Below are 21612 nucleotides of genomic sequence, written 5' to 3' on the forward strand. Positions count from 1 at the left end.
AGACCTACACCTTTAATTTTGGTGTAGGTCTAACTTTTATATTTCCAATCCTTTTCTCTTCTTTAACCATCCAGGTATCAATGTTAGTATTACAAAGAAAATTGCTCCAATTCCAAGATACATTAAAGTCTTACCTATATTACCTTCTCCACTTACAATTGAGCCTCCCATGAAGGTAAAAGCTATAGCTCCTGGTATCATACATATCCATGAAACTAAAACATAAGTGCCAAATTTAATTTTAGTAAGACCATAAGCATAGTTTTGAAGGTTAAAAGGAAATACAGGAACTAATCTAGTTATCATTAACATTCTCCATCCTTGTTTTTCAACACCTTCGTCTATCTTCTTAAATTGTTCATTTCCTTCAACCCAACTTTCTACCATATCCCTAGCTGCATATCTAGCTACTAAAAATGCGGCTGAAGCACCTAAAGTAGATCCTATAGAAGCATATACAGCTCCCATTACAGGTCCAAAAGCTAAACCTGCTAATACAGCTATAGGTAATCCTGGAAGAAAGAATAAACATGCTACAATGTATAGAATTATATAAATTATAGGTCCAATGACTCCATAACTATTAATCCATGCTTTTAGATTTTGCATATTTTCAAGACTAATATATTCAAATAGTCCAAAATATTTCATAAGACCAATAACAACCACTATAAGTCCAAGAGTAATAGCAAGTTTCACATAACTTTTCTTTTTATCTTGCTTTACTTCTTTTTTACTATCCATAACTACACCTCCATTTTTAAATGTATAGGGAGCATTGCTCCCTATACATTATTTAGGCTCTCCAGTTTCGATTGGTAAATCTTTATTATAACTCCATTCAATCCATGAACCATCATAGTTCTTAACATTTTCATATCCAAGTAATTGAGTTAAAACAAAAGTAGTATGAGCTGATCTTACTGCTGATTGGCAGTATGCTATTATAGTCTTATCAGGAGTAATTCCTTTTGACTCATAGATTTTCTTTAATTCTTCTACAGTTTTGAAAGTTTTGTCTTCACCTTCTCCAACATTAATAGCCTCTTTATATTCAATCCAAACACTTGTAGGTATTCTTCCTTTTCTATAAGCACCTTTCTTTAAAGTTTCACCTGTAAATTCTTTTATTGAACGAGTATCTAATATTATCACATTTGGATCATTCATTGCAGCTTTAACATCTTCTAATGTAGCTAGCTTACTCTCATCTACTTTACCTTTAAATTTATATTCTTTTGGAGTAATCTCTGGCTTAGCAGTTGTTAATTCAAGTCCTGCAGCTTTCCATCCATCAATACCACCATCTATTAATGCCATTTTCTCATGACCATACATATCAAGTATCCACCATAGCCTAGCTGCATCATAATCTCCTTTTCCATCATACAACAATATAAATGTATCATTATCGATTCCTAAGCTACCTAATAATTTCTCTACTTTCTCCTTTTCTGCTCTCATTCCACCAAATGGATAATTTTCGCTCTCATAGTCTGGTCTCCATATATTAACAGCACCAGGTATGTGACCTAATAAGTATTCTGGTGATTTTCTAATATCGATAACAACAACATTTTTGTTATTATCAATTATTTCCTTAGCCTTAAGTGCACTTACTATAACTTCCGGATTTGCATATTCAGCATACTTACCTTCTTGTTTAATTAATTCGTCACTAGTTTTTACATTTGGTCCTTGGAAACCAAAGTACCAAACTAATACTCCAACTACAATTACAATTAACGCTATGCTTATAACTTTTGCTTTACTCATTTCATTACCCCTTTCTAATTATTTTCTCTTTTTAATTTCTCTCTTAGATTTATATCTATTTGCCCAGCTTGTAATAGGACTGCTTGGAACTCCAGGGAACTTAGATTTTGAAGTCCATGGACCTCCAAATATCAAGTCTAAGATATGAAGTGCATTTTTTCCACCTCTAACCATAGACTCCCTACAAGCTGCACAATAAGTAACCATGTAATCAGATTTCGCCTCGGCTGTCCTTCTTTTCATAACTCTTAATGCCAGTTCTGGATTAGCAGGCACTACCATTCCTCCAAAACCACAGCATCTAGTATTCTCTCTTGAATAAGATAATTCTTCAATTTTATATCCTAATTCGTTTATTATCCATCTAATTCCATCATGTATATCTGACCTATCTCTAGTTGAACATGAATCGTGTATTGCAAATGTTATATCACTATTCTTACCTATACCCCTAACATTTTCAGGTAATCCTATTTCAGGTAAAACTGTCCATAATGACCTTACTTTTTGGTTTGGACTGTACTCTGAAATTGTTAAGAAACATGATTGACAGGCTACTATTATTTCTTCAGCCCCTAATCTGTCTATTTCTGCTTGTAAACCTGCATATCTTTCTTTAAACTTATCAATCTGTCCTAAAGCTTTAGTTGGTTTACCACAACATTTTAATATTGCACCTGTACCTGGTAGCTTTTCCTGTAAATACTCTAAAGTCTTACCTACAGCGTAAGGATTATACGATGGCAAACTACATCCTGGTATAAATACACGTTTAGTTTTCTTAGCTTTACCATCTTTTATTGCTATATTAAATAATTTTGAAAATCCTAAAGCTTGATGCACCTCAATTGCATTATGCCCTTTCATTGGAGACTTACCATTGTTAGCTTTAATCATCTGCTTTCTAATATCCATAAATCTATCTTTAATCTTGAAGTCTTTTGGACATACTAAAGTACACTGACTACACATATTACATGAATATGGTATTTTAGGATCAATTTCTCCTGTTTCTAATATCTCTTCAAATAAGTCCTTAGGACAATTACAAAAATCCTTTAACATCTCACACTCTTTTACGCATAATCTACATTCACATTTTAAGCACCTAGAAGCTTCTTCTTTTGCCTGCTCTTCATTAAAACCTAAGTCTACTTCTTCAAAACTCAATATTCTCTTACTTGGTTCAACCTTTGTAGTTTCAACTCTTGGTAAGTTAGGAGTATCATCTTTTATTTCAGTTTCTAACCAAGTCTCATAACTTCCTTCAAATTCCCTATCAGAATACAAATCTTTGCCTTGAAGATATCTATCAATTGAAATTGCAGCCTTTCTTCCCTCTGCCATAGCTTCAATTACAATTGTAGATCTTCCAGATGCATCTCCTGCAACAAATACATTTTCTAATTTTGTCTGTAAAGTTATAGGGTCAACCTTAAATCTGCCACCTCTTTGTGTTTCTAGCATCCCATCTGAAACAAAAGAATTATCTACTGCTTGTCCTACAGCAAAAATAACGTTGTCAACTTCTAGAATTTGCTTATTACTTTCATTGAATTGAGGATTAAACTTCCCTTCTTTATCAAAAATTGATATACATTCTTTTATTTCAAACCCTACTACTTCACCATCTTTTCCTATTATCTTTTCAGGACCAAAGCTATCATGTATAATTATACCTTCTTCTTCTGCTTCTTCAATTTCCCAAGTATGAGCAGGCATTGTCTCTCTTGACTCTAGACATACAAGATGTACTTCTTCTGCTCCTACTCTTCTTGCACTTCTAGCAACATCTATCGCAACATTTCCGCCACCTATAACAGCTATTTTCTTACCTATATTAGCCTTTTTAGTTAAACTCACTTCTCTTAAAAATTCAACAGCATTTAAAACTCCATTAAGCTCACGACCAGGTACTGGAATAACTACTCCTTTATGAGCTCCTACTGCTATTAACACTACATCAAAATCTTTCTTTAGTGCTTCAAATGATATATCTTTTCCAATTTCTACTCCTAGTTTGAACTCAACACCAATCTTTTTTAGTAAGCTATACTCAAAATCTATAATATTTCTTGGCAACCTGTATTCAGGAATTCCAACTCTCATCATTCCACCTAAAACAGGTAGCTTCTCAAATACTGTTACATTATAGCCTTTTCTTCTTAAGTCTAATGCTGCCTGAGCTCCAGCAGGTCCTGCACCAATAATTGCAACTCTTTTATCCTTCTCAGTTTCAATACTTAGATTCCAATCTTTCTCATTATCATAGTTATCTGCAACAAATCTCTTTAATGCTGCAATTGACATAGGTTGTTTAAATTCTCCTCTTTTACACTTCTCCTCACATGGGTGAGCACAAATTCTTCCCAAAGTTGCAGGTAAGAATAGTTTTTCTCTTATTAGTTCAATCGCCTCTTTGTATTTCCCCTCAGCTATCAAATTTACATAGCCTTTTACATCAGTATGCATCGGACAAGTAGCTTCACAATAAGGTGGAGCATCACCCATACAAGTATCTACGATTTCCTTCATTTTTTCCAATACTTCTTTTGGATAAGTAACCTTATTCATCATTGACCCCCTTTTCATTCGATAAAAGTTTATTAACTTCTATTTAATTTGTTAAAATGTCTACAATTAAATTATAATATAAAATTTTATTAACAAATAATAAGCATTGTTTATGATGTATAACAATAATTTATTGCATATACACTTTTTGTCAATAGAAATTATTTTACCATAATATCACATACAAGTATAAGATTCAAAATGTAATGTGCTGCATAATTTATTATATGATATAATATTAATAATACAAGCTAGAATTAAATGCCAATCTTTAAATTGATTGGGTTTATTTTTTTAAAACACATAACAGAAATTAGTATTACTAGAAATTCAAAGAATAGGTGATATCATGAATTTACAGTATCTTAAGGCCTTCTATGTAACTGTAAGAGTTAATAGCATTTCAAAGGCTGCCAAAATACTCCATCTAACTCAACCAGGATTAAGTATGCAAATACAATCTTTAGAAAAAGAATTACAAGTTAGTTTGCTTAACAGAAGTAATAAAGGTGTTAAATTAACTGAAGCTGGAAAGATAGTTTTTGATTATGCAAATACTATTCTTTCTCTTCAAGAGAATATAGAAAGAGATCTTGAAAATCTAAAAACCCATAAAAAACACTTACTAATAGGCTCTTGTAAAGCAGTAGGAGAATACGCATTACCATGTAGCATATATGTATATAAGCAAGATAATAAAGACGTAGAAATAAATCTAGAAATTACCAATACAAAAAAAGTCATAGAAAATCTTATTAGTAGAAATACAAACATAGGTATCATACACGGAAATGTTAAAAATAAAGATTTAAAAATTCTTAAAATCACTTCTGATAAATTACTTTTAGTTACATCGTTACCAGTTATCAAGAAAAAAATCACTTTAGACGAACTAGTTAAACTTCCTCTTATTTTCCGCGAAGAAGGTTCTGGTACTAGAGAAACTATAAAAAAAGCTTTAAAATGTCAAGACATTGAGATAGATGATTTAAATATCATATATGAACTCAACTCAATGGAAGCTATTAAAACCTCTGTTTTATCTGGAAAAGGTATATCTTTTATTCCTGAGTTATCAATTAAAAGAGAACTAAAAGATGGTTTATTGAAAGTTATAGAAATAGAAAATATGGAAATTTTATCGGACTTCTACGTAGCTTACAGAAAAGACCTCGAATTAAATCCTTATGAATTAAATTTTATAGATTTTATACGCTCTTCAAAACGCGGTTTCTGTTAACAAAGCGGCATTAGCCGCTTTGTTAGATATCACCAATATATTCCTTTAAAAGTGTTCTCATAAAATCAATATCTAAATACGCTCTAATCTTTTTGAATGTATCCATATTTTTAATATCTTTGTCTGGTTTTTGATACTCAAGGTATGCAAAAGCACACCATGACAATGCTCTTAGATAAAGATATGGCATATATAATCTTACCCTATCTCTAATTTGATTATCTATACCTCCAAGACCTTTTGTATATTCTTTAAAAAATTGTTCCTTTTCTTCAACACTTAAAATATAGTCAGCCTTCCAAAGTGTAGTAGTTGGAGCTAAAAACTGTGTTAAATCTTGACAAGGGTCACTCAAAACAGGTTTCTCCCAGTCAATAAGATAACTCTTTTTGTCACCAATTATAAAGTTATGCGAATTCACTTCTGTATTGTTTATTACATGCCATTTATAGTCTGTAAAATATTTTTCCTTCCACTTGTTCTCTTCTGCCCACTCTAAAAACCTATAAAAAAATTTCTTAATATCTTTGTTCACCTTAGGTTCAACCAAGAAGTCCTTGAGTAATTTTTTTCCTTCATTCACTCTGTCTGTAAAAATTTTTTCCTCAACAATAAAATTACTTATATCTATCTTATTCAAATCTAAAGAATGTATCTTAGAAAAAATGTAAGCTGCCTTATCTAAATCTTTATCATACTCTAAAGGTCTTCCATCTAAAAATTCCATAATCAATATACCATAATTAAAATATTTTTTTGTATCGTCTACAAAAAATACTTTTGGGGTAACTCCACTTATCTCAAGTCTCTTTAAAGCTTCAAATTCATATCTAATTTGGCTTTTAACATCTATTTGACTACCTGTATTTACTCTAAACACATATTTTTTTTCACCACAATATATGGTAAAGTTTATGTTATACTCTCCTTGAGCTAGGAACTTTACCCGAAAGTCATTTTCAAAACCGAGATATTGTAATTCTTTATTGTTTTTAATATAATCTATGATTTTATCTTTTAGCGTAACCTTTAACATTTCCCATATCACTCCAACAATTTTGTATAAACTTTATAGTATTGTGGGGAATTATTTTATCTTCCCAAATACCTTTTCTCATATTTTCATAAAAAGCAAATAAATCTTCTTTTGTATCTATGTCTCTGTGTTTTTCTATTAATGCTATCTTCAGCCCCATTCCATTGATAATATCAATTGTACCCTCTAAAACCGACTTATTACCCCATTTTATGTCATTTACAAACAATTGCCTGTTCATTTCTTTTAATCCAATGAAAAAATATCCTCCATCAAATGTAGGACCTATTACAACATCATTGTTTTCAAGTACTTCAAATGCTTTTCTTATTTCAAAAGGCTGAATATCAGGTATATCTGACCCCATTAATCCTACCTTTGTATACCCTTTTTCAAAAAGATATTCTATTGCATTTGACATCCTCTCACCTAAGTTATCTCCAGTTTGAGGAAAACACTCAATATAATCTGGTAATATGTTCTCTATTAGATAAAGAGAATCTTCTGGAGTAAAAGTTAAATATATATCTATTTCATCTTTAATAAAACTGAATGATTTGAAAATATCCAGTAGGAAGGCTTTGTGTATTTCAGCACATTCTTCCTTAGTCAATGTGCCAATTAGCCTAGTTTTAGTTTTACCTGGTATTGGTATTCGTGTCATCAATATTAATGCATCCATAGTTAGCCTCCCCTATAAATCTTACTTAACTTATCTGTAGACACCCCTAATAAATATAACAATTTGATTTTATGCATCAGAAGTAGTGTCCTAAATTGGCCTCCTTTTATGAACCTTCTGGCCGACGTGCCTATTGGTACTTTTATCATAGTCATTTTACCTTTTTTTATAAGTTTCCTTGACAATTCCCAATCTTCCATTAACTCAATCTCAGGATATCCTCCTAATTCATCAAAAATGCTTTTTTTAACAAATATTCCTTGGTCTCCAAAAAACAGGCCAAAATATTTTGCTCTCCAATTAGATGTTATAGCTACAAATTTCATGAAACGTGTATCTAAGTCATAGAAATATAGAGAAAGCCCACCTCCAATATAACCAGCTTGAATAGCTTCCTCTATTTTCTTTAAAGCTTCTTCGTGTACATACGAATCTGAATGAACAAACCATAGAATATTTCCCTTTGCGTTTTTGGCTCCTTTGTTCATCTGCTTAGCTCTGCCCTTTTCACTCATTATAACTTTGGCATATTTTTTTGCGATATTAACCGTATTATCTACACTGCCACCATCTACAACAATAACCTCTTTATCTCCTTTTAGTTTATTAATCTGTTTAAGTAAAGGCTCTATGCCTTTTTCCTCATTAAGTACAGGTATTATTATAGATATCATAAAATCACCAACTTATACGCTTTTTAGTCCGTTCATCAAAAAATACTGCCTTTTTATAATCTATATTAAGGAACACCTCGTCACCTACTTCAAAATTAATTTCTGGTTTGCTTAAACACTTAAAAAGATATCCGCTTGCAGTAACATTATAATATACTCTATACCCTGCATACCTTTTTGCAGTTATTATACCTGGAATTCCCGTGCCGATTTCTTTAGGTAATAATCTAATCTCTTCAGATCTAATCATCACTATTACTCTTTTACTGTCTCTATAATCTATTTCATAAGTTCCGAAATCACTTACAAATTTCCCTTCTTTAATTTCACCTAGTATATAGTTTTTCTCTCCCAAAAAATTGGCAACATCAATAGTAGAAGGAGTTTGATAAAGCTCTCTTGGAGTACCTATTTGTTTAATTTCTCCATCCATCATTACTACTATCTTATCCGAAGTCATAAGAGCTTCTTCTTTATCATGGGTAACTAAAATAGTAGTTATATTAAGTTTCCTTTGTATATCACAAATAAAATCTCTCATGGTCTCTTTTAATCTAGTATCTAAATTAGAAAATGGTTCATCAAGTAACAAAACTTTTGGTTCTATTGCTAATGCCCTTGCAATTGCTACTCTCTGTCTTTGCCCTCCTGAAAGCTCTTTAGGATATTTTTTTTCATGTCCTGTTAATTTAACTAAATCAATCATCTCTTTAACTTTTTCTATCCTTTTAGATTTTTTCACTTTTGCCATTCTCAAGCCGAACCCTATATTTTCTTCTACAGTCATATGAGGAAAAAGTAGATAATCTTGAAAAACTATAACTGCTCCCCTTTTTTCAACTGGAACATTCATAACAGAGTTACCGTTAAACACTACATCTCCTTCATCAGGTTTTATAAGCCCTGAAATTATCTTAAGAGTTGTAGTCTTACCACAACCTGAAGGACCTAATAACGAAACCATTTCTCCTTCTTTTACATGTATATTTATGTTATTAAGTATCTTTTTACCGTCAAAAACCTTGGAGACATTTTTTAGCAGAATTTCAGACATTGTACACTACCCCTTATAAATAAAAATGGTTTTCAGTTTTATAATATATTTTAACAACTTTCTCAACCGATAACAATACAATTAAAACTGTAAAAATAAAGACTACACTATATGCTGAAGCCATCATCCTATCCCCACTCTGGATATATGGAAATAAAAGCATAGAAAATGTAACTATTCTTCCGCCACCTATTAGAAAAGTTAAAAAATATTGACTAAATGAAACTATGAAAATAAGACTTCCTGCTGATATTAAACCTGGAGTTATCAAAGGAAGAGTAATTCTAAAAAAAGCCTGCATTGGTCTTGCACCTAAAACTCTTGCTTGCATCTCCATTGATTCACCTATTATCTCGAATACATCAGTTAAAATCCTTATTCCATATGGTAGACATGGAATTAAATGAACTAAAACGACTCCCCAAAATGTATTAGCTAGTCCCAATTTTATGAATGTAACATGAATTCCCATAACTACCGTCAAAGGTGGAACTATTATTGGTGCTAATACAAGTATTTTTATAAATTTTTTTCCTTTGAAATTATATACTCCTAATGCTTTTGCAGCAGGTATACTTATTATCAATGTTATCAAGGTAACTACAGAAGATAGCCATACGCTAAATAATAGTATCTTAATAGTTTTGTTAGAAAAGCTAAAAATTTGCCTATAACCTCTTAAACCAAAACTATTAGGGAACATATGAGGCCAAGGCCAATTATTGGTTATGCTCCATATTAATAAAATAATTAGGGGAAAAATTAAAACGAATATAAGAAAATACATTACTACAGTATATATAAAGTTATTTTTTTTCATTTTTTATCACCCATTATATTTGGATATCAATTTAAAAGTTCTACTATAAATCCATACAAATAATACAGAAATAAAAGTTAAAATCATATTTATTACCATAGTATATGGACGATTTGTTAAATCTGGGTTTGTATATTCAATGTAAGCCTTAACAGGTAGTGTCTTTGGTGATGTAGGTCCCAATAAATACGACACTTCAAAAGCCCCAAACGAAAAAGCAAAGATTATTATAAAGGAAGAAAATATAGATGGCATAATTAAAGGCAACAAAATATGCCAAAATATCTGTCTGTTATTAGCTCCAAGATTTAAGGCAACTTCAACAAGTCTATTATTTATATTACTAAGAATTGTATATACTACCATAGCTATAAAAGGTATCTCTTTCCACAAATAAGCTATTATTATCCCAATTCCAACTTTATCAAAAACTAAAGATGGAAATTGATTCTGGCTATTTATTATTCCAACATTATAAAGTATCCTAGGTATAACACCACTCTGCGAAAATAAATTATATACAAGCAAAGCAGCAATTGTATGAGGAACTATGATAGGTAACTTATAAATAAATTTTTCTATACTCTTTTTATGTCTGCTTTTTAGTATAGAATAAGCAAGTATAACTCCCAATATTACTGCGATTACAGATGAAATCAAAGAAATATAAAAACTAAACTTTAACGACTGCAAAAAATCTTTATCTGTTAATACTTCTAAATAGTATCTTAAAGTAAAATTTTTTAGTCCTATTACGGGAAAATACCCAAAGCTCTGGACTAATCCCAAAATTAGTCCAGAGATGAATATTCCTATTAATATTGTCAATGCAGGAAGCAAAAGTATATATGGTTTCATTTTTGTATTCAATATTCTACTCACCCTCTACAGGTATGTTTTCTAACCATATCTCTTCAATAATAGGTATCAAATTTGCAGGCATCTCAGGAACTCTATGATCTAACAAGTATTGTTGTGGTAATGTCCCTTTTCCTATTTTAATATCAGTAAACAAATTCTTTTCACTATCACTTAATTTATTGTTGTCTAAAACTGGTAAGTCTCCCCAATTTTTAGGGTTATATTTTGAAGCTTGTGCTTCAGGACTCAAAATAAAGTTAATAACAGCTAAAGCTCCTGCTTTATTTGGTGCATTAAAAGGTATTGCTAGAAAATGTGTATTTCCTATAGTCCCTTTATCAAAAATAAAAGTATTTGTCGTATCTGGAAACTCACCTGTTTGGATTTTACTTGCAGCATGGTTTGGATTATAACTCATAGTCATCAATACCTCGTTATCAGAAAACATATTGTCAAGCTGAGATATTGTAGCTGGATATGTCTTACCTTCTCTCCATAAATAAGGTTTCAACTCTTTTAGATAATCAATAGCTGGTTTGATTGCCTTCTCAACTGTCTTTTTATCCGGCTCCATATCCATAAATTGTTTATATCCAACAATATCATATATTATATTTCTTACAAAAGCACTACCTGTGAAATCTGGAGGAGCAGGATATGTCAACTTTCCAGGATTTTTCTTAGCTAATTCTAGTAGCTCTTTATAATTTCTAGGTGTTGTTTCTATTTTTTTCTTATCATATATCATAACAAGCTGAGCTTTACCATAAGGTGCTTCATAACCATCAACCTTAAACCCAAAATCATATCTAACTTCATCAGAGCTACCATCAATATATTTATTAAAATTTGGTAACTTATCTGTAAAAGGTCCGAATAATAACTTATTTTTTTTAGCTGTATAGAAATTCTCACCATTAATCCAAACTATATCAATAGTCCCTTCTTGACTATTTAATTGTTTCTCTCCTAATAATTTATTTAAAATATCATCAATGTTCATAGGTACCCTATTTAAAGTTATATCATACTCTTCTTTTAGCCTTTTCGCTAAATATGTGTCAATCCAATTATTTACTTTTTGGCTTCCACCCCAACCATAAAAGTTAACAGTAGTTCCCTTAGCTTCAGCCAATATATCTTCCCAACTTTTTTGTAAAACATTTCCTTCTATCTTTTCATTACTACTACACCCAACTACGCTTATGGCTAAAGCTAAAATAAGCAGTATACTCAAAAACTTTTTTTTCATAATAAATACCTCCTTTATAATAAATATTTAAATAATATTTTAGTCCCTATAAACGCTCCTACAAACATAAAAATTGCAAATACCCACCCATGTAAAGAAAATGAAGGGATTGCACTAAAATAAGCTCCAATATTACATCCAAAACTCAGTCTTGTTCCATATCCCATAATTATTCCGCCGAATAATCCAAATAATAGTTGTCTTCTATTTTTTATTTTTTTAAATTTAAATTCAGATGCCCAAAGAACAGCTAATAATGCTCCAACAATTACAGCTAAATTTATTATTGTATAATAATTATAAATAAAAGTCTCACCTTTTCTCAATTGATTAGAATAAACACTAAAATAATACCAATCTGAACAATTAAATCCTAAAAGCTCTAAAAAAGATAGCCCCCAATATAAAAAACCAGTCGTTATTTTCCATGCTTTTCCAGTTGATGCTAATAAAATAATGTTTAAAACTCCAAGTAAAATACCACCTACCCAATATGGCCAAGGTTTTTTTATGATTTTTTGAAAAAATTTCATAACTCCCACATATCACCCCTTTATTTTCGCTTTTCTATATATATCTCCCATTCACCTTCTCCTATTTCCATATAATCTACATTATGCCCTTGTTTCTTAGCCCATTCAACTACATTCTTAATAGAACAACTATGATCTGTTTCTAAAATTAACACATCTCCTATATCCATTTTTGCTAATCTCTTCATAGCCTTCAACAAAGGAATCGGGCATGCTTCATACATACAATCTAGTTTTATCTCATTCAATTATATCCCTCCTAAATCAACTAGACATCAAATTGTTTTTCTTATCATACCAATCTGTAATAAAATATAATACTGTAAGAAAAATTATTTGTAAAATTACTGCTGTCGGTAGCCCGATATACTTAGGTATATAAATTGTTGGCGACTTTCTAATAATAAGCTTGTCCCAGAATTCAAAATCATGTGCTCCTAATACAGTTCCTATAATAAATCCAATGAGCACAACAATTTGTAGCAAAAAACCTTCGCCTATCCTCATAAGAGTTCCACTAGCACATCCACCAGCAATTACCATACCAATACCAAAAAGTATTGCTCCTATAGCTGTGTGGATTCCAACTGGACTAATTTGACCTGGTAATCTATATACATCAATAACACCACTACTATCTATTGAATAATACTGAATAATTGCAAATCCTATAGTTGCTACCATGAAAGCTATAATAATTGCTTTTAAAATAGATGTACTACCAACCATTATTGGATCTCTAAAACTTGCAGCAAAACAAAACCTTGACCTTTGAAGTGTTATACCTATTAAAAGTCCAACAAACCAAAAAATACTATAAATTTTGTTGTGTCGCAATAAAAATATAAATATTATTATAGCAATAATAGACATTATAAATGCATAAAATTTTTGATTTTTTTTCTTATTAACTCTAATCTCTTGCTGCCTTCTTTTTTTTAACTCTTCAATCTTATTAGAAGACATATAATCAACCCCTAGATATCTATAAGTATGTTAATTATCAAACAAACACCCTATAATCTATATTATACATCACCGCTCATTCATTTCATATAGAGTATAATTATATAGAATAAGAATGTTTTATAGTTGTGTTAATCTGTATTAAACCCGTATAATTAATAAAGTGATATAATAAATTTAGGTTTGTTTAACTGATAAAAATAAAACAAAATATATTATAAATTAAATGAAGGAGGTAGCTTGTATGGAAAAAATAAAGGTAATATTTGATTGTGATAACACCATGGGTTTAGAAGGTAAAGATGTAGATGATGGTCTTACACTTATATATCTGTTAGGTAGACAAGATGTAGATTTACTAGGTGTTACAACAACTTATGGAAACAGTACAATCGACTCAGTATATGAAAATACTAAAAAAATGTTTAAAGAATTAAATATAAATTTACCCCTTTACAAGGGAGCTAGTTCTAAATCTAAAAAAAATAGTCCTGCTGCCAATTTTTTAGTAAATATTGTGAATAAATATCCTAATGAAATTACACTGTTAGCAACAGGTTCCCTTACAAATCTTAAAAATGCTTATGAAATTGATAAAAACTTTTTCAAAAAATTAAAACAGATTGTGTTAATGGGAGGCATAACAAAGCCTTTAATCATTAATGGAAAAAATTTAGACGAACTTAATTTCTCATGTGACCCAGAAGCTACCCATATCGTATTAACATCTGGAGTTAAAATAACAATTTTAACAGGACATATTTGCTTACAAGCATTCTTTGGTGAATATGAATACAAAAGATTGATGAACAGTAAATCTAAAATATATAAATATATTAAAGATAAAACCATCAATTGGTTTAACTTTGTAATGAATGAATTTGGTATAAAAGGATTTTACAACTGGGACATAGTTGCTGCAGTTTACGTAACAAATCCAGAATTGTTTGAAGAAAACTATCAAAACATAATATCTACCCCAAATGATTTAGAAAAAGGATATCTTATAATAGATAAAAATTCACCTAAAGGATATAAAATTAATATACCTACTAGAATTAAAGACGTAGAAAGATTTAATAATATAATTTTTAAAACATGGGATAATGTAATTATATAATTACCTACAAAATCTATTTATTACCTTTCTTTTGCTCTAATCTATCCAGTATTAAGTTATATCCTTCGGCTCCATAATTTAACGCTCTATTTATTCTACTAATAGTTGCTGTAGAAGCACCTGTCTCATTTTCAATTTCTATATATGTCTTATTCTCTCTTAATAATTTTGCAACCTGAAGTCTCTGAGCCAGAGACTTTATTTCTTTTATTGTGCAAATATCTTCAAAAAATCTATAGCATTCTTCTATATTTTTAAGTTCTAAAATAGCTTCAAAAAGCTCATCAATATGAGAATCTTTAATTTTAGAATTGTAACTCATTAAACCCCTCCCGAACAATTGAATTTTAAATTTTAAATGCTAAATATATATATTGTCATCTATAGCAAAGAATTAATTCTATACTACTTCTAATAACTATCAACTATTGACTATAAGCTAATTCTACATTTTACATTTTCAATTTTCAATTCCTTATCCCTGTCCTCTGTTCTCTATTCTCTGATCCCTGTTCTCTGTTCCCTGTCTACTAAAGGCTTTAAAAAAATTATAATATTTTAACTTATTTTGCAAATACTATTTTTGAAGTTTATCCTCTTTTATTTAACATATCATAAAGGAAGTGATATTTTGAAAAATTACTATAACCAAAACAAGCCTAATGCTTCAAACGGTCAAGACATCATACTATCAACATACAACGCAGAAAAATATCCAATAATAGAAAGACAAACAAATGCATTTGTATTCCCTTGGAATATGCAAAGAGATGTAGACGCCATTGATACTATGAGATTCTATGCAGAAACTACTCCTATTACTGAAAAAAGAGGAATTGAAGGAATTCCTGCCAGTCCAAAGAATATGGAAAATACTGATTTAAGGTAGAGGCTTGCAATTGCAAGCCTTAAATTCCTTTATCCCATCAAGCCCTACAATATCTATCCACTCTGTAATCGTTTTTCCTTTAATTACTAGATTCTCGTTTAAATCCTTTAATGGTACTAAAACAAAAGCTCTTTCTTGAATTCTAGGATGAGGTATTATCAACTTATCGTCATCTATAAAAACATCATCATAAATCAATATATCGACATCAATAGTTCTAGGACCCCATCTAAAATGACGTTCTCTTTTTAATATTCTCTCAACCTTCTGACATTCTTCTAAAAGTTCAAATGGGCTTAAATCAGTTTGTATCTCTATACATAAGTTTAAAAAGCTATCTTGTAGAGTATAACCCCAAGGCTCGGTCTCATATATTTTAGAAACTTTTATTAATTTAGTATCTTTAAAGTTTTTAATAAGCTGTATAGCTTCCTTTAAATAATTAAGTCTATCTCCTAAATTTGTTCCTAGTCCAAGATATACCTTAGCCATCTTTTCTTGCTCTCCTTATTTCTACACCAAAATAGTCAAATATCCCATTAACAGGAGCTTGAGGTTTCTTTACTGTTACAACTATCTCTTTAACATTCTTAAACTCATTTAAAATCCCTATTGCAATATTCTCAGCCAATGCCTCAATAAGCTTGAATGTATTATTTTCGCATATAGCTTTGACTAATTCGTAAATTTTAGCATAGTTTACTGACTGAGCTAAATCATCAGTTTTTCCTGCCCTTTTCAAGTCACAAAAGACTTCCAAATCAATAATAAATTTTTGACCTATAACATTTTCTTCTTTTAATGCTCCATGATAAGCATAAAAACTTAGGCCCTTTAATATTATTTTATCCAAAATATCCCTACTTTCTAAAAATAGCATCGGTTACTTTAGCAGCTCTTAAGTTCTCTTTTACATCATGTACTCTTATAATATCAACTCCCTGCATGATTCCCATAACTGTTGTCGCTATAGTCCCTTCAACTCTTTCCTTTGGAGGTAAGTCTAAAATCTTACCAATCATAGATTTTCTAGAAGTGCCTAATAAAATTGGATATCCTAGCTCAGTAAGTTCCGATAATCTAGCCATAACCTGCATATTTTGCTCAGGAGTTTTTCCAAAACCAATGCCTGGATCTAATATAATATTTTTTTCTTTTACACCTGCTTCTTTTGCTAATCTAATACTTTCTTTTAGAAAATCTTTTATTGATTCCATAATATCTTTTTTATATTCAGTCCCTATTTGATTATGCATAATAATAACTGGAACATCATATTTAGCAACAACATTTGCCATATTTTTATCTCTTTGAAGTCCCCAAACATCATTTATTACATGAGCACCAAGCTTTAAAACCTCTTCAGCAACCCTAGCCTTATAAGTATCTACTGAAATTGGTATATTAATTTCCTTAACTAATCTTTTAACTACTGGAATTATTCTTTTTAACTCTTCTTCTTCAGATACTTCCTGTGCTCCAGGCCTTGTTGACTCAGCTCCTACATCAATTATATCTGCACCTTCTCTAACCATTTCTTTTGCATGCTCAACAGCTTTTTCTATATCAAAATATTCGCCACCATCTGAAAAACTATCAGGAGTTACATTTAATATCCCCATTATATAAGTTTTTTTGCCAAATTTAAACATAATATCCCCCTTACTTGTGATTAATCAAACTCATAACTTCTGCTCTAGATTCTGGTCTTGTTTCAAATATACCTCTTACTGCTGATGTCACAGTTTTTGAACCTGGTTTTTTTACTCCTCTCATAGTCATACACATATGTTCAGCTTCAACTACAACTACTACACCATAAGGCTCTAGAACTTCCATTAAAGTATCTGCAATAGTCTTAGTAATTCTCTCTTGTAATTGAGGTCTTTTTGCTACAGTCTCAACTACCCTTGCTAGTTTAGAAAGTCCCGTAAGTTTTCCATCTTTAGGTATATATGCAACATGTGCCTTACCAAAGAAAGGTACTAAATGATGTTCACACATTGAATAAAAAGGTATATCTTTAACTAAAACTAATTCCTCATATTTTTCATCTTGGAAATATATTTCTAAGTGCTTTTTCGGATCTTCATTTAATCCTGAAAATATTTCTTCATACATCCTAGCTATTCTATCAGGTGTTCCTCTAAGTCCTTCTCTATCTGGATCTTCACCTATCGCCTCTAAAATATCTCTAATAGCTCTTTTAATCTTTTCTTTATCCATATTTACATCTCCTTTTGTGTGTTTTTTTCTATAATATAATCAAATACTTCTTTTAATTTATTAATATCATATTCATTATAGAAATCTACAACAATACTAAATAAATCATTATTAAAATCTCTAAGACTTTTTAGAAGTTTTTTATCCTTTGGAATCCACATATTATTTAATTTATAATATAATTTTATCATCTCCTTCAAACATAGATTTGAAAGAAAATGAAATTCATACTTAGGTCCATTTTGTAGTTTCTTAAGCTTTTTAAAATAATCATTTATCTTAATTATACAATTATTTATTTCATAATGTTCTATTCTTTTTGGCCCTTTATTATATTCTTTAATAGACTCTTTAATAATATAATCACCAAATCCATCTTTATCATATACTAAATTACCATCTTTAAGACATTCAATGAAAAATTGCTCTCTTTTCTTAATTAATTCTTCTGAAGTTTTTTTAGGAAAAAAATTTAAATCAAATTCTATGCCTGAAACTTCTAAAATCTTCCTTATTTGTCTATTACCTTCTTCAGTTATTACAAATATATCTATATCACTTGACTTTATATCAAACTCTAAATTCCTCATAGAACCCACTAAAATAATGGAATTTACATTTGTGCTTTTCCTAATTTCCTTTATTTGATATTTAACAACATCTAAAGCATTCATAAAGCTTTTCCTCCAAGGCAGTCCTCAATTTATAAAAAACTTCATTATCTTTATCATACACTATATCTTCAATCTCTCTAACTTTTAAAACATCTATCAAACTATTAGTTATAAAAGCAAAATCGAATTTATTTAAGTCTTTTACATCTATTGTACATTCATGTACTTTTATTCCTATATTCTTTGCTATTTTTATAACCTCTCTTCTCATTATACCTGGCAATATATTTAAGGAAAGCTTTGGCGTAAATAGCTCATTTCGTCTTACAAAAAAAATATTTGTCATTGTACCTTCAAGTATTTTATTATCAGTATTTATTATTAAAGATTCATCAAAGCCTTTATTTAAAGCTAACCTCTTTAAATAAATATTTTCAAAATAATTTGTAGTTTTATATCTGTATATAAAACTTTCTCCCCTTCTTATATGTGCAATATTAAGCTTATATCCTCTAACATAGTCTTCATACTTGTAAGGTATATCTCTTATCATAAAGTTATATCCTTCATCAAATACAGTAATTCGCAAAGCTTTATAATCATAGCTTTTTACATATTCATATATTTTTTTCTGTAATTCTTCATAAGAGATATTAATTTCTATATTTAATTCCTTAATTGAATTATACATTCTATCAAGATGTTCTTTTAATAAAATCGGATTTCCTTTATATATTTTCATCGTCTCAAATACACCAATACCAAACTTAAAAAGTTCGCTATTTTCAGTTGCTTTTCTCTTCATATTGCCCCCTAAGTGCTTTTATTATAGATTTTGCTTTATGGAGAGTTTCTTCATATTCATCATAAGGATTTGAATCCCAGGTTATTCCTCCACCTACTTGAAAATATACACAATCACCTTTTTTAACTATAGTTCTTATTGCTATATTTAAATCTACAGATCCATCGAACCCTAAATAACCAATACATCCTGTATAGATATTTCTTTGATTTGGCTCTAATTCGTCTATTATCTCCATAGCTCTTACTTTTGGAGCACCTGTAATGGAACCTCCAGGAAAAACTGCTTTTATTAAATCTACTAAATCTTTGCCTTCATCTAATTCTCCAACTACAGTAGATACCAAATGATGTACATTAGAATACTCTTCTAGCTTAAAAAGTTCAGGTACTTTTACACTTCCTATTTTGGCTACTTTTCCTATATCGTTTCTTTCTAAATCAACTATCATTAATAGTTCTGCCTTGTCCTTTTCGCTATTTAAAAGTTCTTCTCTTAAACGTAAGTCTTCTTCATGCGTCTTGCCTCTAGGCCTTGTCCCCTTGATTGGCCTAGTTTCTACAACTCTATCTTTTACTTTAATAAATCTTTCAGGAGAATTTGAAAGAATTTCAACTTCCTCAAAATTGAGATAAGCACCAAATGGTGCAGGGCTCACCATTCTTAAATCTTTATATATTTCATACCCTGTGGCCATTACCTTTCCTTCAAACCTTTGTGTAAGATTAACTTGATAAACATCTCCAGACCTAATATAGTCTCTTATTTTCTCTACGCTTTGTAAGTATTCCTTTTTTGTAAAATTAGACTTTAGTATTACTTCTGGATATTCTTTATTTTGATAGTATATTGAATCAATACCACTTAATTGTGCATTTTTTATTCTTTCTAAAACTTTTGTTACAGCAATATTTTCTAATTCCTTATCTATATCTGGCGTTGCTATATATGTTCTGTTTTCTAGATGGTCTACTACAATTACCCAATTATAAAGCCCTAAATATAATAGTGGTATATTTATATCATCTATTGCACTGTCTGGTATTCTTTCTATAAACCTGCATAAATCATATGAAAGATATCCTACTGCACCTCCAATAAAAGGTAAATGAGTAGAATTCTTAATCTTATATTTATTTAGCTCCTCTTTAAGTATATCAAATGGATTTGTAGAATTTTTGTATATTTTTATTATCTTAAATGGATCAGAACTTATAAAAGAGTATCTTCCCAATCTATTTGCATCCATCCCACTATCAAGAATAAAGCTAAAACTATCGTCTTTAAATATCGTATATAATTCAAACGAATTAAATTTAGTAGATATTTCTTGAATCATTCTAATCTTCTCCTCTTGCTTGTTTAATAAAGTTATTAAGTAATTCATGCCCCTTTTCTGTCAAAATAGCCTCTGGATGAAACTGCACTCCTTCTATTAAATATTTTTTATGTCTTATTCCCATTATTTCTCCTTTGTCAGTTTCAGCCGTAACTTCTAAATCATTAGGAAGAGTAGTTCTATCAATAACAAGCGAATGATACCTAGTAACTTTCAAAGGATTGTTTAATCCTCTAAATACTCCTTTATTATAATGAATTATTGGTTCTACTTTCCCGTGAACTGGCCTTATTGCTTTTATGATTTCTGCGCCAAATACTTGTCCTATTGTTTGGTGACCTAAACAAATACCTAATATAGGCACTTTGCCTTTAAAATGTTTTACTATATCTATCGAAAGACCCGCTTCAGAAGGTGAACAAGGTCCAGGAGATATAATAATAATCTCTGGATTTAATTTTTCTATTTCTTCTATTGAAATCTCATCATTTCTCTTAACTAATATTTCTTCCCCTAATTCAGCTAAAAATTGGTATAAATTATAGGTAAAAGAGTCGTAATTATCAAGCATGAAGATCAAAAATATTCCTCCCTTTTTAACTCACTGTTCGTCGTTCGCTATTTATTCTATGTTTGAAATTCACCAGATAACTATCTGTTTTCACAAACTATTTACAAACTTACCTTTTAAAATATATGAAAATAAAGCGAATGCTTGAAAGAATTTAGTTAAAAAACTAGGTGAAAATTTTCAAGAAAATCCGTAGGCTTAATAGGATGTTAAGCCAGCATCCTACAAGACAGGACGTCTTGATTAGGTGCGTTAGGATTTTCTGAAAATTTGAGCCTTAAGTTTTTTCTAAATTTGTTTGCATGAGCGTATTTTTCATATATATTTTTAAGGGTTTTTTATTCATATTATTCTGACAAATAATTTCAATTTTCTACCTTTAAGTTAATTTTAAACTTATATCTTATTAGTGTCAATTGGGAATAGAGGTTAAGTACTGGGTACTGGAGATGGACTAAAGAAATGTAAAATTGAAAATGGAAAATATGGAATCAGTTTACAGTTGACAGAGGACAGGGTACAGGGAACAACTAATAACTAGGAACTGTTCGTAGGTCGCTATTCGCTGTTCGATAATTAG

25 protein-coding genes are annotated in these 21612 nt (G+C 30.1%); 3 read left to right on the plus strand and 22 right to left on the minus strand.

All coding sequences use genetic code 11. The annotated features are described in order from the left end of the window. Window positions 1-36: 36 nt before the first annotated feature. The 3 genes from TR13x_RS07105 to TR13x_RS07115 are packed head-to-tail and all read right to left on the minus strand — an operon-like array spanning window position 37 to window position 4350. Window positions 37-744, minus strand: coding sequence for a TVP38/TMEM64 family protein (locus TR13x_RS07105; RefSeq protein ID WP_054871225.1), 708 nt, complete (start codon window positions 742-744; stop codon window positions 37-39). A 48-nt stretch (window positions 745-792) separates the two neighbouring features. Then, window positions 793-1776, minus strand: a complete 984-nt coding sequence (locus TR13x_RS07110) for a sulfurtransferase (protein ID WP_054871226.1) — start codon at window positions 1774-1776, stop codon at window positions 793-795. Between the two features lie 18 nt (window positions 1777-1794). Beyond that, complete coding sequence (locus TR13x_RS07115; protein WP_054871227.1) at window positions 1795-4350, minus strand: FAD-dependent oxidoreductase; 2556 nt, start codon at window positions 4348-4350, stop codon at window positions 1795-1797. Between the two features lie 349 nt (window positions 4351-4699). On the opposite strand from TR13x_RS07115, the gene TR13x_RS07120 reads away from it, so the two are divergent. After that, complete coding sequence (locus TR13x_RS07120) at window positions 4700-5590, plus strand: LysR family transcriptional regulator (RefSeq protein WP_054871228.1); 891 nt, start codon at window positions 4700-4702, stop codon at window positions 5588-5590. Between the two features lie 22 nt (window positions 5591-5612). Here TR13x_RS07120 and TR13x_RS07125 read toward each other — a convergent pair whose 3' ends face one another. From TR13x_RS07125 to TR13x_RS07170, 10 genes are read right to left on the minus strand one after another with little or no spacing between them, the layout of a single operon-like run. After that, the gene (locus TR13x_RS07125) at window positions 5613-6626 is read right to left on the minus strand and encodes a phosphotransferase (protein WP_054871229.1); all 1014 of its coding nucleotides are present in this window, start codon (window positions 6624-6626) and stop codon (window positions 5613-5615) included. Beyond that, entirely contained in the window at window positions 6601-7308 is a 708-nt protein-coding gene (locus tag TR13x_RS07130) for a TIGR04282 family arsenosugar biosynthesis glycosyltransferase (protein WP_054871230.1), read from the minus strand. Before TR13x_RS07130 ends, TR13x_RS07125 begins: the two co-directional genes overlap by 26 nt. A 2-nt stretch (window positions 7309-7310) precedes the next feature. Further along, entirely contained in the window at window positions 7311-7982 is a 672-nt protein-coding gene (locus TR13x_RS07135; RefSeq protein WP_054871231.1) for a TIGR04283 family arsenosugar biosynthesis glycosyltransferase, read from the minus strand. A gap of 4 nt (window positions 7983-7986) precedes the next feature. Beyond that, window positions 7987-9036 carry an ABC transporter ATP-binding protein gene (locus TR13x_RS07140; protein WP_054871232.1) on the minus strand — a complete coding sequence of 350 codons (1050 nt, stop codon included), beginning with the start codon at window positions 9034-9036 and terminating at the stop codon, window positions 7987-7989. A 13-nt stretch (window positions 9037-9049) separates the two neighbouring features. Next, a complete protein-coding gene (locus tag TR13x_RS07145) occupies window positions 9050-9856 on the minus strand; it encodes an ABC transporter permease (RefSeq protein ID WP_054871233.1) in 807 nt (268 codons plus the stop codon). A 6-nt stretch (window positions 9857-9862) separates the two neighbouring features. After that, window positions 9863-10726, minus strand: coding sequence for an ABC transporter permease (locus tag TR13x_RS07150; RefSeq protein WP_152912130.1), 864 nt, complete (start codon window positions 10724-10726; stop codon window positions 9863-9865). A gap of 4 nt (window positions 10727-10730) precedes the next feature. Beyond that, window positions 10731-11969: an ABC transporter substrate-binding protein gene (locus TR13x_RS07155; RefSeq protein ID WP_054871234.1), complete on the minus strand. Its 1239-nt coding sequence runs from the start codon at window positions 11967-11969 to the stop codon at window positions 10731-10733. A 14-nt stretch (window positions 11970-11983) separates the two neighbouring features. Then, on the minus strand, window positions 11984-12502 hold the full coding sequence (locus tag TR13x_RS07160; RefSeq protein WP_054871268.1) for a YeeE/YedE thiosulfate transporter family protein: 519 nt from the start codon (window positions 12500-12502) through the stop codon (window positions 11984-11986). Window positions 12503-12522: 20 nt separating this feature from the next. Further along, on the minus strand, window positions 12523-12750 hold the full coding sequence (locus tag TR13x_RS07165) for a sulfurtransferase TusA family protein (protein ID WP_054871235.1): 228 nt from the start codon (window positions 12748-12750) through the stop codon (window positions 12523-12525). A gap of 16 nt (window positions 12751-12766) precedes the next feature. Beyond that, complete coding sequence (locus tag TR13x_RS07170) at window positions 12767-13468, minus strand: YeeE/YedE thiosulfate transporter family protein (RefSeq protein ID WP_054871236.1); 702 nt, start codon at window positions 13466-13468, stop codon at window positions 12767-12769. A gap of 244 nt (window positions 13469-13712) precedes the next feature. Here TR13x_RS07170 and TR13x_RS07175 point away from each other — a divergent pair, with 244 nt between their 5' ends. Next, window positions 13713-14588, plus strand: a complete 876-nt coding sequence (locus TR13x_RS07175; protein ID WP_054871237.1) for a nucleoside hydrolase — start codon at window positions 13713-13715, stop codon at window positions 14586-14588. Window positions 14589-14601: 13 nt separating this feature from the next. On the opposite strand, the gene TR13x_RS07180 is transcribed toward TR13x_RS07175, so the two are convergent. After that, window positions 14602-14910: a YerC/YecD family TrpR-related protein gene (locus TR13x_RS07180; RefSeq protein ID WP_054871238.1), complete on the minus strand. Its 309-nt coding sequence runs from the start codon at window positions 14908-14910 to the stop codon at window positions 14602-14604. Between the two features lie 309 nt (window positions 14911-15219). Between TR13x_RS07180 and TR13x_RS07185 the strand changes: the two genes are divergently transcribed. Continuing rightward, the gene (locus TR13x_RS07185; protein WP_054871239.1) at window positions 15220-15477 is read left to right on the plus strand and encodes a hypothetical protein; all 258 of its coding nucleotides are present in this window, start codon (window positions 15220-15222) and stop codon (window positions 15475-15477) included. On the opposite strand, the gene folK is transcribed toward TR13x_RS07185, so the two are convergent. From folK to TR13x_RS07225, 8 genes are read right to left on the minus strand one after another with little or no spacing between them, the layout of a single operon-like run. Further along, window positions 15469-15969, minus strand: a complete 501-nt coding sequence (gene folK, locus TR13x_RS07190; protein ID WP_054871240.1) for a 2-amino-4-hydroxy-6-hydroxymethyldihydropteridine diphosphokinase — start codon at window positions 15967-15969, stop codon at window positions 15469-15471. The two genes, TR13x_RS07185 and folK, sit on opposite strands and share 9 nt — an antisense overlap. After that, window positions 15962-16330 carry a dihydroneopterin aldolase gene (gene folB / locus TR13x_RS07195; RefSeq protein ID WP_054871269.1) on the minus strand — a complete coding sequence of 123 codons (369 nt, stop codon included), beginning with the start codon at window positions 16328-16330 and terminating at the stop codon, window positions 15962-15964. Before folB ends, folK begins: the two co-directional genes overlap by 8 nt. Window positions 16331-16337: 7 nt before the next feature. Continuing rightward, the gene (gene folP / locus TR13x_RS07200) at window positions 16338-17129 is read right to left on the minus strand and encodes a dihydropteroate synthase (protein ID WP_054871241.1); all 792 of its coding nucleotides are present in this window, start codon (window positions 17127-17129) and stop codon (window positions 16338-16340) included. Between the two features lie 10 nt (window positions 17130-17139). Beyond that, window positions 17140-17703 carry a GTP cyclohydrolase I FolE gene (gene folE / locus TR13x_RS07205; RefSeq protein WP_054871242.1) on the minus strand — a complete coding sequence of 188 codons (564 nt, stop codon included), beginning with the start codon at window positions 17701-17703 and terminating at the stop codon, window positions 17140-17142. Between the two features lie 2 nt (window positions 17704-17705). After that, window positions 17706-18377 (minus strand): nucleotidyltransferase domain-containing protein, encoded by a 672-nt coding sequence (locus tag TR13x_RS07210; protein ID WP_054871243.1) that lies wholly within the window; start codon window positions 18375-18377, stop codon window positions 17706-17708. Beyond that, complete coding sequence (locus TR13x_RS07215) at window positions 18355-19122, minus strand: aminotransferase class IV (RefSeq protein ID WP_054871244.1); 768 nt, start codon at window positions 19120-19122, stop codon at window positions 18355-18357. Before TR13x_RS07215 ends, TR13x_RS07210 begins: the two co-directional genes overlap by 23 nt. Beyond that, window positions 19103-20509 (minus strand): aminodeoxychorismate synthase component I, encoded by a 1407-nt coding sequence (gene pabB, locus TR13x_RS07220; protein WP_255351320.1) that lies wholly within the window; start codon window positions 20507-20509, stop codon window positions 19103-19105. Before pabB ends, TR13x_RS07215 begins: the two co-directional genes overlap by 20 nt. Then, entirely contained in the window at window positions 20463-21041 is a 579-nt protein-coding gene (locus TR13x_RS07225) for an aminodeoxychorismate/anthranilate synthase component II (protein WP_054871246.1), read from the minus strand. Before TR13x_RS07225 ends, pabB begins: the two co-directional genes overlap by 47 nt. Window positions 21042-21612 lie beyond the last annotated feature (571 nt).

It is taken from the genome of Caloranaerobacter sp. TR13 (assembly GCF_001316435.1).
Lineage (GTDB): Bacteria > Bacillota > Clostridia > Tissierellales > Thermohalobacteraceae > Caloranaerobacter.

What these genes read in the sequence shown, in the direction of transcription:
- TR13x_RS07105 (WP_054871225.1), bottom strand. Translation starts at nt 744, where the DNA reads ATGGATAGTAAAAAAGAAGTAAAGCAAGATAAAAAGAAAAGTTATGTG.
- TR13x_RS07110 (WP_054871226.1), bottom strand. Translation starts at nt 1,776, where the DNA reads ATGAGTAAAGCAAAAGTTATAAGCATAGCGTTAATTGTAATTGTAGTT.
- TR13x_RS07115 (WP_054871227.1), bottom strand. Translation starts at nt 4,350, where the DNA reads ATGAATAAGGTTACTTATCCAAAAGAAGTATTGGAAAAAATGAAGGAA.
- TR13x_RS07120 (WP_054871228.1), top strand. Translation starts at nt 4,700, where the DNA reads ATGAATTTACAGTATCTTAAGGCCTTCTATGTAACTGTAAGAGTTAAT.
- TR13x_RS07125 (WP_054871229.1), bottom strand. Translation starts at nt 6,626, where the DNA reads ATGTTAAAGGTTACGCTAAAAGATAAAATCATAGATTATATTAAAAAC.
- TR13x_RS07130 (WP_054871230.1), bottom strand. Translation starts at nt 7,308, where the DNA reads ATGGATGCATTAATATTGATGACACGAATACCAATACCAGGTAAAACT.
- TR13x_RS07135 (WP_054871231.1), bottom strand. Translation starts at nt 7,982, where the DNA reads ATGATATCTATAATAATACCTGTACTTAATGAGGAAAAAGGCATAGAG.
- TR13x_RS07140 (WP_054871232.1), bottom strand. Translation starts at nt 9,036, where the DNA reads ATGTCTGAAATTCTGCTAAAAAATGTCTCCAAGGTTTTTGACGGTAAA.
- TR13x_RS07145 (WP_054871233.1), bottom strand. Translation starts at nt 9,856, where the DNA reads ATGAAAAAAAATAACTTTATATATACTGTAGTAATGTATTTTCTTATA.
- TR13x_RS07155 (WP_054871234.1), bottom strand. Translation starts at nt 11,969, where the DNA reads ATGAAAAAAAAGTTTTTGAGTATACTGCTTATTTTAGCTTTAGCCATA.
- TR13x_RS07160 (WP_054871268.1), bottom strand. Translation starts at nt 12,502, where the DNA reads ATGAAATTTTTTCAAAAAATCATAAAAAAACCTTGGCCATATTGGGTA.
- TR13x_RS07170 (WP_054871236.1), bottom strand. Translation starts at nt 13,468, where the DNA reads ATGTCTTCTAATAAGATTGAAGAGTTAAAAAAAAGAAGGCAGCAAGAG.
- TR13x_RS07175 (WP_054871237.1), top strand. Translation starts at nt 13,713, where the DNA reads ATGGAAAAAATAAAGGTAATATTTGATTGTGATAACACCATGGGTTTA.
- TR13x_RS07180 (WP_054871238.1), bottom strand. Translation starts at nt 14,910, where the DNA reads ATGAGTTACAATTCTAAAATTAAAGATTCTCATATTGATGAGCTTTTT.
- folK (WP_054871240.1), bottom strand. Translation starts at nt 15,969, where the DNA reads ATGGCTAAGGTATATCTTGGACTAGGAACAAATTTAGGAGATAGACTT.
- folP (WP_054871241.1), bottom strand. Translation starts at nt 17,129, where the DNA reads ATGTTTAAATTTGGCAAAAAAACTTATATAATGGGGATATTAAATGTA.
- folE (WP_054871242.1), bottom strand. Translation starts at nt 17,703, where the DNA reads ATGGATAAAGAAAAGATTAAAAGAGCTATTAGAGATATTTTAGAGGCG.
- TR13x_RS07210 (WP_054871243.1), bottom strand. Translation starts at nt 18,377, where the DNA reads ATGAATGCTTTAGATGTTGTTAAATATCAAATAAAGGAAATTAGGAAA.
- TR13x_RS07215 (WP_054871244.1), bottom strand. Translation starts at nt 19,122, where the DNA reads ATGAAGAGAAAAGCAACTGAAAATAGCGAACTTTTTAAGTTTGGTATT.
- pabB (WP_255351320.1), bottom strand. Translation starts at nt 20,509, where the DNA reads ATGAATTACTTAATAACTTTATTAAACAAGCAAGAGGAGAAGATTAGA.